Origin of the sequence: Solibacillus sp. FSL K6-4121 (assembly GCF_038002585.1) — a bacterium.
GTDB lineage: Bacteria > Bacillota > Bacilli > Bacillales_A > Planococcaceae > Solibacillus > Solibacillus faecavium.
Window position 1 is genome coordinate 92,002 of the sequence record NZ_JBBOCS010000001.1, and the last position, 12,340, is coordinate 104,341.

Sequence of the window (12,340 nt, forward strand, 5' to 3'; positions counted from 1 at the left end):
ATGGAGAAACAAACCGTTTATACATTGCTACTTGAGATGATCAAATACGAGGAAAACTTCGGCGCTTACTGGATTTACCTCGCTTTAAAGAAAGGCTATTTGCAAAAGGAAGACGACCCATCGCGTATATACGAAGTCCCGTTTACAGAAGAGGAAATTGCCGAAATCCATAAAATGAATAAACGCGACGTACTCGGTATCAATCGCATTAAGCTGTATGCAACAAGCATTTCCCCTACCCAGTACGCCCTATACTTTGCCCAAACACCGTACGATGCCCAAATGCTACACGCCTCTATTTACGGAACCAAACCAACAAAGTGGCACAGCATTTACAACCAGCACAAGTACACAAGCATTTATCATCAAGAAACGGATGAGGAAATTTATATGTTCATACTGAAGGAGCGCATTAAGAAGTTTCCTTATTATATTGGGGAGGTTGCTGTGGAGGGGGTGAAGGAAATGAGTTTGGTTAATTAGTTTGTTACTCAACAGGAGATACCCTACATGAGTCTTCCATTTCGTATATTTGGAAGGCTCGTTGATTAAAGGAACAAATTTCCGTTATTTTAAACTTTTTTCTTTAATCAGCGAAAATAGCGGTAGCGTTTTCCGTTATTCAGTAAATATTCATGAAAATAATGCCATTATGGCGGAATAGTGGAACATTCTTCCCTTATTTTAACGTTATTTCTTAAATCAGCGGCAATAGCGGTAAATCTTTCCCTTATTTCTAATCCCAATAATTAAACACTAAATCCCCTACCGTCTGTGATCTAAAATGTTTCATAAAATGAAGCTCCACATCATTCAGGTCATTTTCATTCAATAGAATCCTCCCACTGCCACTAGCTTGAAATGCTAACGGCTCTGCTAATTGCGCTGCGGTTAATACTTGATATGGATTTTCAAACAACTCGGCCAATAATGGATGGTCAATAAAATCTAAGCCCCCTATATCACAATTACTTGTGAACGCTACATAATCATATAAATCATTATAAAAAATATAAAACGCTTCCCCATCGATTTTCACATGAGCATGAGCATAGCCAACATCAATATCCGGCTCATAAAAGGCCATAACCCTACCCTTTAACTGCCCGACATACGAGTAGCAATATTTTTTGAATTCAGCACTACATGCTGCCCCATCCCGTTCAAATGATAAATCCCCTTTAGTAAAGCCCGTTACGCCTCTTTTTAAAATCATGTACAAAGCATCCTTTCTTGAAATCAATCTCATATGATGGTTTTTATGGTTCTTTATTAAAGAATGCCATAATCACTGTGAGCGAAGCAAAAAAAGTACATCCTGATAAACCAAGATGTACTCAACTATTATGATCATGATCCTTTAGATGAGAAAACTCAATTAACAATAAGTCTTCCGTATCCTTCTCTATTTTTTCTATATCCGGACGATCCCAGTCATCTCCGTGATACTTTTCTTTATCCAATATATAATGAAGCTTACTGTACTCCGCATTTTGTATTAAGTGCAGAATATATCCTACTCGGTCCATCATGTACTTATTTAAAGCCATCATATCTTTATCAGACAGCTGGCTAATGACTTCTAGTGGTGTATTTTCAGGAATCTTTGAGAACTCATCATAACCATATTTACCCGCATGCATATCTTCAATGATGCCGTTTCTAAAAATAAAATGGACAATTTTGCGTGATAAATCAAATACATTCTCTTCAGGATCGCTCTCATCTGGTAAATAACCATTGTTAATATAACCTAATGTCATGATATTCTTTTCACTTTCAAAATTGATACCCTCTTCATCTTCCTCGTAAAAAAAACCTTCTATTTCTGCTAACTCATCCACGAATTGTTGATCGTACTTTTTAAAGTTACCGTTAGCAATCTTTATTAATTTACTTCTCTCTAATGGGTCAATTGAATCCAAAAAGTCGTCTTTAGCTGAGCTCATTTTATAGCCTCCATATTGGCACAAGGTTTATGCGAGAATACTTCTTTACATACTCATAGTTATATCTCAATTCAATATTTTTATGCTGAAGGGTTTTCCCATAAGAAAAGGGATATTAAACAAGAGTTCAACTCCCATTTAATATCCCTAATTACACAATTTATTTAAATATTTTCTCTTTGAAGGGGTACCCCTTCCCCCTCACAATACATAGCATGAATTCCCTCTCCATATCTTTTCCTGCTTGCTTTATCTAAATAAGATACGATTGACCATTTTCATCTAATAAACTACAGCTTTGTATACTTTGGTAAAAGGGAATGATAAAATATCAATGGTATATAATTGTAATTATGGTAATTAAAACAAACAAATTATAGAACTGAAGCTAACAAAATCAGGAGGGTTAAAATTTATGTCAAAAGATTTAATACGATCACTGGCTATCGCAGCAGTATTCACGGGAGGTTTTTTTGCTGTTGACGCAGTACAAGAGACACATACTGCACACGCCAGTTCCACACAAATCGATGGCTACACGTACTCAGCAGAAGTAGTCGAAGCGTTCAACGAAATCAACAAACACCGTAAAGCAACAGGACTTCAGCCTTACAAAATCGACCCATTCTTATCGAAATCAGCCGAGTCCCATGCAAAATACCTTGTAACACACGTTAAGGGTGCATCACATGAGCAAACTTCAGGCAAATCGGGGTATACGGGTAAAAACTTTACGGAGAGAGCAAAATCAGCGGGGTACACAATAAAATTCGGTAGTGAAGCAGCATCCTACGGTACTTCAATAAATATAAAAAGGGATATTGCTGATTTCATAGAGGCTATCTTCCACAGAGATACTATTCTAAGTCCTATCTACGAGACCGTAGGTATAGGGATAGTAGGAGGGGCTTTTGTCGTTGTTACGGATTCTTCAGATGGTATGAGAAAAAGTGATGTCTCCTATCCGTATAATGGTCAGACTGAAGCACCAACCTTATTCGACGTAACGGAAAAACCTGACCCACTACAAAAATATGGTGTAAAAACTTCAGGGTACATGATTTCTTACACACCTAAAGAAAACTTAGGGTGGTTAGGTGGTCACACTATGACTCTAAAAGATAGCAAGGGAGTTAGTGTACCTCTATGGAATAAGAATAACGAGCCCGATGAGGGACTTAACACTCTTTATATAGTACCAAAAGCAGAGTTAAAAAGCGGTGAAAAATACACGGTAAATGTTACTTATACGGATATAAAGGATAAGGTACATTCCCACTCCTGGTCATTCACAACAGCAGGAAAGGCATCACAAACACCACCAAAAGAATCATCAAAACCAACTACACCGTCAGCACCGTCAAATCCTGACTTTAAGCAGTATGCGAGTATGTACGCAGACTTCAATCCTAACGCATGGTGGGCATCGGATATGGCTTGGGCATTAGACAGGGGTTATTTATCAGGTTACGGTAAAGAATTAAACCCAAAGACTAAAAAGTATGAAGAGTACTTAAAACCAGGAAACCAGTTAACGGAGGCACATTTCTTAATGATTTTCTTCCGCTATATCTCACCTGATGAGTACAGAGCAACTAAAGCAACATCCAATTGGGCATACAGTGTACCGTACCAACTCGCTAAAAAGTACAACTTACCAACGTTAGCAAATGAGTCCTCAACAGCTAAAAAGAACTTAGCATCACAAGGCATCAAACGAGGTAAATTAGCACAGTTAATGGTATCAAAAGATTTAGGTAAGACGGTATCGGAAACGGATGCTATCAATTACATGATTAAGAATAAACTCACTTCAGCGAAAACAATCAAGGACTATAACGCAACTCAAATTTTGACACGCGCACAGGTATCGGCATTCCTTAAAAACCATAAGCGTTTAGTAGAATCTCAAAAGTAAGTTACTAAATTTAAATAAGGGCGAGTGGGGTATGGTAATCCTCTCTCCCCTCTTTTAGGATAGGTGTCGTTACCGAACTGTAAAATCACAGAGGTAATGAAGAAAAAGAGTGTTCTTATAAAACACTTTCCACAATTATATAAAAAAAGATTGTGCTAACTATATTGCTAACACAATCTTTTAACTACGAATTCACATGTATTGTTCCATATTCACAGCTTCCACCAGTTGTTGTTCCTACCCCGACCATTCCCGTTGCATAACGGTCATCTTCTACTTCTAAATAAACAGTACCATCAATTGCTAGCGTTAATTTGTTTCCAACTGCGGATGCTTCGACAGTATATTGACGTCCTAACTCTAACGTAAATGGCGTTTTAGCAAGTACATGCACATCTGAATGATCTTTGACAACAATTGCTAGCTCGCTAGGATTTTCAAAACCTAAACGATAGTATCGTTCAATGCCTTGTGCACGTAAAATTAGATGATGGTTGTGACCTGCTAGAGGCTTCATCATTAATTGCACCCTCGCATTTTGTAAATAATAATGCCCTGTATAGCTTGAGGCATCCGTTTCACTTGTCATGACAAGGTTATTGTCCTGTAAAGACCATTGCCCACGATGATGTGCAAAGCCTGTTACGGAACGGAATTCGATTGATTGCTTATTAAAATCAATTGAATAGCTTGGCGTACCTGTAATATGGAATTCATCTACATAGACCTTACCAAATGCTCGACACGTTTTGTCTGAATTACTGTAAAGATGAATCCCAACCTCTTCGATAAAGTCCCCATTTGTATCAGGAATTACAAATTCGATTTGTTGCCATTCACTTATTAGTTCAATAGGTGTTGATGTAAAAATCTTTTGTTCGGTTGTCGTTGTTTTAATATATGGTGTCGCAATAACCGGTTCTCCCTGATATTGATCGATTTTGACATACATTGATACGGTTTGGCCACTATAGGCTGTCGGTGAAAATGTCGGTGCATATTTTTCATCCATAAATTGCTTACGACGATAAAAAGATTGATAATACACTGTACTTTCATCACCTTCATACATACGATCTAAGAAAATTTCTAATGAACCTACTGTTCGATAGCCCTCACTGCTATGACGTAAAAATGTTTTAAATGGATAGTTAGTTTTAAAGCCATGCGTTGAGCCTGGAAGTGTAAAATCCAAATAGATATCCGTTTCTTTGTAGCTTTGAACAAGAGCTTCTGGGGCTACCTCTTCATTTAAACGATAGCCGATAAGCGCCACTTGTTTAGTAAGTGTAGGTAAATCAAGGATGTTTAAATAGCCTGATACACTTGAAGTGACAATAGCATCATTAATAGGTTTCCGATAATGATCCGCAATCCCTTGCAAACCATTCAGTACGCCCACAATGGAACCTACATTTCCTGCATTACAATCTGTATCCCACCCACACATCGTCGCTATTTCAATCGTGCGGCTAACATCGCCTTGTCCATAAAGCAGCGCTAAAACACAAACGCCCGCATTCGGAATAATATGACAAATACCTCCGTATTTATCATAACCCCAGTTATTTTCTAAATATTCACGGCAGGCGTAAAAATCATCCGGCTGTTCTTTATGGAAGTCGAGAACAGCCTCCACTACTTTTGTATATGTACTTTCTGACGGAATTTCTTTTAAACCATCCGCAATAATAGCTCGCATCGGTTTTTCCGTGAAAGCAGAAGCAATACAAGCCGCAATAAATCGTGCACCATATAAACCTTCCCCGTCATGTGAAACAGATGCTGTTATTTCAGCAAAATCCGCTGCCTTTTTAGGATTGTTAGGAAATAGCAATCCAAAGAAATCGATAAAAATTTGACCTCCGATTTGCTCCGCTAGCAGTTTACCATTGACTTCAATGGAGCCTGATTTCGGCGCTTTGATCCCTCTACGTAAATTCAAATAAGCAGTATGCTCCGTACTAATTTGGTCACCACCCCACCAAATCATTCCAAGCCCTTCTCGCATATAATTTAACCACGTTTTCTCCATATGCTCTGGCTGAAGCTGATTATCTTTTGCATAATCTAAAAATGCACGTAAAAAAAAGATGGGACCATTCGCATCATCGTCCGCGGAAAACACTGTATAGTCTTTGACATAATTACGAATATCCCCAAATACATCGGCAATGACTTCTGGTGTCCACTCAGTCGGTTCAACAGGTGCCCCTAAGCGAATACCTGCATTCATTGCTAAAATGCTTGCATAAACCTTGTCTACATAGTTAGTCGGGATCATGAAAGATACCTCCAAATTTTATTTATATAATTTGTTGTCTATTTAAAGCTGTTTCGATATCTTCTTGAATAATGGCTTTGGCTATGTTTGAAAATCGTAATGCTGCATCATCAAAATCGATGCGATTTGTTTCACTTAATAATTTTACGTCTTCTTCATTAATTACGGATTCGCCATATATCGCACCTAAAATTACTCCAGCCATAACACCTATGGAATCAGTATCTCGACCTGAATTTATTCCATCATAAATAGACTCATAAAAAGCGCCTTTATTCAATTTAATAAATGCTAATGCTAACGGTAATTCCTCAATAGAAAACAATCGGCTTGGCGTGTAATGATTTGATGGAAGTCCAACTTTCTCCAGTTTACGATGCACGTCATCTCCCATTGGTGAATATGGTGCAATTGCTTCATGTAACGCGGCAACAATTTCATCATACGAATGAGTGTCTTTACTTAATGTATCTACACAATTTAATGCCGCTTCGATTGCCATCTTTGTACCGTCCTTAGCATACGTAAGTGCTGTTTGCAAAATGGCTTCTACCGTTACATTTGGCTCAAAAGCTTTTGCAACACATGCTGCTAATACACCCGCTGCCTCTAAGCCATAGCTCACTTGGTGACCGCTCGCAAATAAAACCGCTTCATTGTATGCTCCAAGAGGATTTCCCGCATTGACAATACCGATTGGTGCTATATACATCGCTGCACCACAATTCACCATATTACCGTAGCCTCCCTCACGTGGCTCACAATTCGCTAACACATGACGTAAAAAAATATGTTTTTCTGGATAAAATAAACGGTCTATAATAAGTGCCTCCCGTTTGAACTCTGGAATAAATGTTGGTCGAAAAGCTATTTCCTTAACAAATTCATTAGCTAAATCATAGGCATCCAAATGGCGTTGTTCCGTTTCATATACTCGACATAATGCTAGCGTCATTAGCGTATCATCCGTCACCGTTCCATTGCCGCGATGTCTTCCTAAGTTTACGTCTGCACCTAAATCTTCTTTATACCATTTTGTTGATAATTCAGTTACATAACCATATTGTTCACTTATTTGTCGGCGATTTAACTTTTCTACAGGAGCACCGAGCGCATCGCCCAGTGCTGTAGAAAGTAGGACGCCTTTTACACGCTCATAAAAGTTCGTCATAATTGGCTCCTATTTAATCGTTTCATTTGCATATTGAGTCAATTGTTCGCCACCCGCTTCATTCCACTTTGTTACGAACTCGTCAAATGCATCGATTGATTTTTTTCCAGTAATAATATCAGCTGTATATTCTTTATATATGTTTTCCATTGCATCCCAGTTCGAAATCTGATCTTCCGGAATTGTAAAGTTATTATCTTGTTGGTAGTACTCACCTACCGCTGTTTGAGAAGCTTGCGCTGGTGCACTTAATAATGGTGTTGATTCACTAATTTTCATACCGTAATCAGCATCAACTGGCTCCCAGTACCGTGCAAACCAATTTGCATAGTAATCTGGTGTTAATTCCGCTGTGTCACCATTCATATTATAAGTAACGCCCTCATAACCTAGAGAATCAAATTTCAGACCTGCTGGACTAGCTAGGTAATCTAAAATTTCAAATACGATTTCTTTATTTGGCGATTGAGAAGAAATTGCTAAACCACGCGTTTCTTTTGTTACACTTGTTGCACCGTAGCCTTGTGCTTCACCTTTTGCTGGAGGTAATATCGTTAATGCCGCCGTATCACCGTTCACTTCTTTTTGACGGCTATTATAGAAATCTACAACTTTTCCGTTTGTTCCAACAATAACAGCGGTTTCATTGTTATAGAATGCATCTTCTTTTGTATCCCAAGCTTTTGTTAAATATTGATTATCTAAAATTCCCTTTTTGTATAGTTCGCTATAATACTGTAATTTCGCTTTTTCACCATCAGTTACTTTTTTGTAAACATAGCTACCATCTTGTTCAATCCATGAAGTCGTTACACCAAATGCATTGTTAAAGATGAAATCAAGCTCTGCAATATCCCCTGCAACCGTTACACCATTTTTCGTTAAGCCTTTTGCCATTATTTCCTCAAAGAATGCTGTGTAATTGTCTACCGTTGGATCTTGTAGTAAGGCTTTCCCTGCATCAGTTTGCTCTAGGAAATCCGTACGCACTACAGGTACTTTGTTATCAAGGTTTTTAATCCATAATAAATATGGATAGTTTTCTAATCGTGCTTTGTTATGTGGTTGTAAAACATTTTTAATATGCTCCGACTTTTCAATGTAAGGAGTTAAATCTTCTAATAATCCTTGTGCTGCGATTTGCTCATCGCCACCTTGGAAGTAAATTAAATCAGGAATTTCACCACTGTATAGTAGTAAATTTAACGCTTCTGCATAGCTACCCTGTGCTACTTCAACTAGTTCAAATTTCACGTTTAAATCTTTGTCTTTTTTAAGTGCTTCTGCTAATGCATCATAATACTTTACAGCCTCTGGATTTGATGGACCATCATCTTTAAATACAACTTTAATTACTGTGTTACCTTCGTCATCTACTACTGCTTCTGTCGTTTCTTCTTCTTTGTCACTACAAGCTGCCAAAACTAACACTAGAAGTAGACTTAAGAATAAAACACTCCATTTTTTCATGTAAAATGCCCCCTTAATATTTTTTTATTCTTTAACTCCGCCATCCATAGTTCCCTTTGTGAAATACTTAAGAATAAGCGGATAAAGTAATAACATTGGAATAATCGCCACGATAATGGTTGAAGATTGCAATGAACCAAAATCGAGCGATGCCAGTAATTCTGGTGTCATCCCTTCGACACCTTTAAGCATCGTTTGGTTATCTTGGGATACGACAAATTGGCGTAAAACTACTTGAAGAGGCCATTTGTTCGGATCTGTAATATAAATGGTTGCTCGGAAATATTCATTCCAGTGATACACTCCATAAAACAGAGCCATAGTTGCAAGTGCTGGCTTCGAAAGTGGCAATACAATTGTCGTGAAAATGCGGAAATGCCCCGCGCCATCAATACGCGCCGCTTCAATAATACTGTCCGGAATCTCTTGGAAGAATCGCATTAAGATAAATAAGTAGTAGACATTAATCGCCTTATACAAAATTACAGAGCCATAGCTATTTAACAGGCCAATATCTTTCATTAATAAATATTCTGTAATCATCGATGGCTCGAATACCATAATGCCGATTAATAGAAATAAGACCACTTTTTTCCCAATAAATTCTGTACGTGCGAGAACATATGCCGTTAACGCCGTTAAGAGTAAATTAATACAAGTCCCTACTATTGTAATGAACAACGAGTTTAATAAGCTTCGAACTATTAACGGGTTTGATAAAATGATTTCGTAGTTTATAAATGTAAAGCCTTTCGGTATAATCCCTAATCCTGATAATTCATTTACACGCGAAGGCTCTGATAAAGACATCGCTAAAATATTTAGCAGTGGGATTATAATGGCTAATGCGAAAAGAAATAGCACAAATTGAATGATCGATTTCGATATTGAAAATCGCTTCATAGTTAATCCCCCTTTACCAGACGCCTTTGCCTGTTAGTTTCTTTGATAAGAAATGCGTGCCCAGAATTAAAACTAAGCCGATAACACCTTTAAATAGGCTGGCTGCTGTGGCGTAAGCATACTGACCATTCAATAAACCAATACGGTAAACATACGTATCTAAAATATCAATAACACTTAATACGGAATCATTCATTAAGTTAAACACTTGGTCAAAACCTGCATTCATGAAGAAACCTAAGTTTAAAATAAATACAGTGATAACTGTACTAATCATTGCGGGTAGTGTAACGTATCGCATTTGCTGCCACATGCTTGCACCATCCATTTTTGCTGCCTCATAAAGCGCCGGGTTAATTTTCAAAATCGCCGCAATGTATAAAATTGTATCCCAGCCGGCACTACGCCACATCTCTGAAAACACAAGCACCCAGCGGATATGCTCCTTACTCGTCATAAAATCAAGCGACGGTAAATGAAAGAAGTTTCGAATCGTGTTAATACCGCCATCTACCGGATTAAGTAACGTAATCCATATCCCTGCAATTACTACCCAAGACAAAAAGTGCGGTAAGTAAGATACAGATTGTATAAATTTTCTATATTGTCCAAAGCGCAATTCATTAATTAGCAACGATAAAAGAATTGGAATCGGGAAAATAAATATAATCTTCATCGTACTAATAATAATTGTATTTAACAAAACGTCTTTAAAAGCGGGTGAACTGAATAATGTTTCAAAATGCTTAAGCCCCACCCATGTATTATCTCCAATAATCTTGTAATCTTGAAAAGCGAGCTTCATATTGAAGATTGGAATAATATGAAAAACCGTAAAATAAATTAGACCAGGTAAAAGCATTAAATATAAAACATAGTCTTTTCGTATACGTTTCAATGAACTCATGTTCGAATGGCCTCCCTTCGAATGCGATTAGACCTCTATATTCATTAATGGTGCGTGCTGCTGTGCACCGTAAACATCTCGATCACCTGGACTACCAGAAGAAATTTTGCGTGCAATGGTAATCTTAATTCCTAGCGCTTGATCGAAGAAGACGAAGTGATGTATGTCTTCTAACTCTAATTTATAGATTCTCGCAATAACTTCTTCCGTTATTTTGTTTCCATTTTTTACATCCAAATAATCTTGCTCGTTTTCAAATAAGATATCGAGTGTTACCTCAAATGGCCCTGAGTTTTTACTCCGAAGTATTTTTGCCTTTTCATATAATTTCATGTGTTACACCTCCATCAATTCAAAGCGAAACGGATTATCAATAATATCCATGAGGTGATAGATTGAAAACTCATATACTGGACCAAACTCAACATCACTTGGCGCGAATGGAAAAGCTAAATTACCCGCAGAGGATTTTCGGTTTGGATATCCATAGTGTAAATACGTAGAGCGTACATTGGCACAGATTGCATTCGCTAAATCTTGTGTATCTGCCAACACTTCAAACATGACTCCCATTTCGTGCCCAGTAAATATTTCTGGTTCTTGCTCGCCAAGCACTGCATTGTGCCCATAATGATAAAAGTTGACTTGGTAAGAATCTTTCGGTATTTCTGAAAAATAAAGTGCTACTTGGTGTAATACCTCTTGCTCGACTTCATCGATTTGCTCCAGTAATAACGGATCGCGAATACCTGCCAACACAAACGTTCGATAAGCTACTTTCCGAGCGCCCTCAAGTTTAATGCGGTACGTATCATCTTTAATAAATTGACTATTTTTCACTTCAACAACACCATCACCAATATCCGTAAACGTGCAATTTTCTAAATTCAATGTAAAACCTGGTCCGTGTAAAATAAACGGATGCTCTTTTTCATAAAATGTATGCGCAGCAACGCTTGTCGGACTACATGTGCGAATTGGGTTTAATGCACGTACTTGGAAACTGTCTTCAGTAATCGTTCCTAAAATACAATCCTTCGTTGTCCCGGGTGTTGCACAAAGCGCCCCACATTCTAAAATTTTCCCTAAATGATATGAGAGGCCAGGGTCCATACCATGAAAAATTCCTAGTGCAGCAAAGGGAGATGGGTCATAGCTTCGACCACCAATGATAATATCGCATCCACTTTCAAGCGCCTGCACAAATGGCTCATGACCCATTTGAGCAACAATTGTATGGGTTTGTTCAATCTTTTCTATTGTTAACGCTGGTATGTTTTCTGATAGTGGTGAAATACGATTTTCGTTCAGTGCTTCAATAATTTCCTGCTGAGAAAAATCAGCCCAAATAATCCCTAGTTTTGCATGCTCATTCATTTCCTGTAATATTTCTCGAATAACCTCAATTGTTTGTTCCACATGGCTTTTTGCCCCTGCACCACCGGCCGAACCAATAATAACTGGAATTTTATGTTCAAGTCCTTTTGCAATCATTGCTTTTAAATCCTTTTTTAAAGCCATTCGACTCACAATGGATACATTTGCACCTAATTTATGAGGACCCGCATCTGTTGATCCGGCGTCAACGACAATACCGTCAATCTCATATTCAAATGCTCGCTCAAAGCTCTCTTGTGGAAACCCATAACCTAGCATGCCACATGGCGAAAGAATGTTTAGTTGTTTCTTCAACTGCATTTGCCTCCTTCGAAATTTGCATATGTAATCGTTTACATTT

The 12,340-nt window shown here is 37.9% G+C and carries 11 protein-coding genes; 2 read left to right on the top strand and 9 right to left on the bottom strand.

Going from position 1 to position 12,340, the window contains the following annotated elements:
• Entirely contained in the window at positions 1-483 is a 483-nt protein-coding gene (locus MHH95_RS00585) for a hypothetical protein (protein ID WP_340726033.1), read from the top strand.
• Between the two features lie 253 nt (positions 484-736).
• Here MHH95_RS00585 and MHH95_RS00590 read toward each other — a convergent pair whose 3' ends face one another.
• Both MHH95_RS00590 and MHH95_RS00595 read right to left on the bottom strand, forming a co-directional pair.
• Entirely contained in the window at positions 737-1,216 is a 480-nt protein-coding gene (locus tag MHH95_RS00590) for a hypothetical protein (protein WP_340726034.1), read from the bottom strand.
• Positions 1,217-1,337: 121 nt separating this feature from the next.
• On the bottom strand, positions 1,338-1,949 hold the full coding sequence (locus tag MHH95_RS00595) for a hypothetical protein (protein WP_340726035.1): 612 nt from the start codon (positions 1,947-1,949) through the stop codon (positions 1,338-1,340).
• 415 nt (positions 1,950-2,364) lie between these two features.
• On the opposite strand from MHH95_RS00595, the gene MHH95_RS00600 reads away from it, so the two are divergent.
• Positions 2,365-3,867: a CAP domain-containing protein gene (locus MHH95_RS00600; RefSeq protein ID WP_340726036.1), complete on the top strand. Its 1,503-nt coding sequence runs from the start codon at positions 2,365-2,367 to the stop codon at positions 3,865-3,867.
• Between the two features lie 184 nt (positions 3,868-4,051).
• On the opposite strand, the gene MHH95_RS00605 is transcribed toward MHH95_RS00600, so the two are convergent.
• From MHH95_RS00605 to MHH95_RS00635, 7 genes are read right to left on the bottom strand one after another with little or no spacing between them, the layout of a single operon-like run.
• Complete coding sequence (locus MHH95_RS00605) at positions 4,052-6,151, bottom strand: ADP-ribosylglycohydrolase family protein (protein WP_340726037.1); 2,100 nt, start codon at positions 6,149-6,151, stop codon at positions 4,052-4,054.
• A gap of 22 nt (positions 6,152-6,173) precedes the next feature.
• Positions 6,174-7,322, bottom strand: a complete 1,149-nt coding sequence (locus MHH95_RS00610; RefSeq protein ID WP_340726038.1) for an ADP-ribosylglycohydrolase family protein — start codon at positions 7,320-7,322, stop codon at positions 6,174-6,176.
• Between the two features lie 9 nt (positions 7,323-7,331).
• A complete protein-coding gene (locus tag MHH95_RS00615) occupies positions 7,332-8,792 on the bottom strand; it encodes an ABC transporter substrate-binding protein (protein WP_340726039.1) in 1,461 nt (486 codons plus the stop codon).
• 24 nt (positions 8,793-8,816) lie between these two features.
• Positions 8,817-9,695 (bottom strand): carbohydrate ABC transporter permease, encoded by an 879-nt coding sequence (locus tag MHH95_RS00620; protein ID WP_340726040.1) that lies wholly within the window; start codon positions 9,693-9,695, stop codon positions 8,817-8,819.
• Positions 9,696-9,708: 13 nt separating this feature from the next.
• Entirely contained in the window at positions 9,709-10,602 is an 894-nt protein-coding gene (locus tag MHH95_RS00625; RefSeq protein ID WP_340726041.1) for an ABC transporter permease, read from the bottom strand.
• A gap of 27 nt (positions 10,603-10,629) precedes the next feature.
• The gene (locus MHH95_RS00630; protein ID WP_340726042.1) at positions 10,630-10,935 is read right to left on the bottom strand and encodes a DUF4387 domain-containing protein; all 306 of its coding nucleotides are present in this window, start codon (positions 10,933-10,935) and stop codon (positions 10,630-10,632) included.
• A gap of 3 nt (positions 10,936-10,938) precedes the next feature.
• On the bottom strand, positions 10,939-12,300 hold the full coding sequence (locus MHH95_RS00635; RefSeq protein ID WP_340726043.1) for an acyclic terpene utilization AtuA family protein: 1,362 nt from the start codon (positions 12,298-12,300) through the stop codon (positions 10,939-10,941).
• Positions 12,301-12,340: the final 40 nt, after the last annotated feature.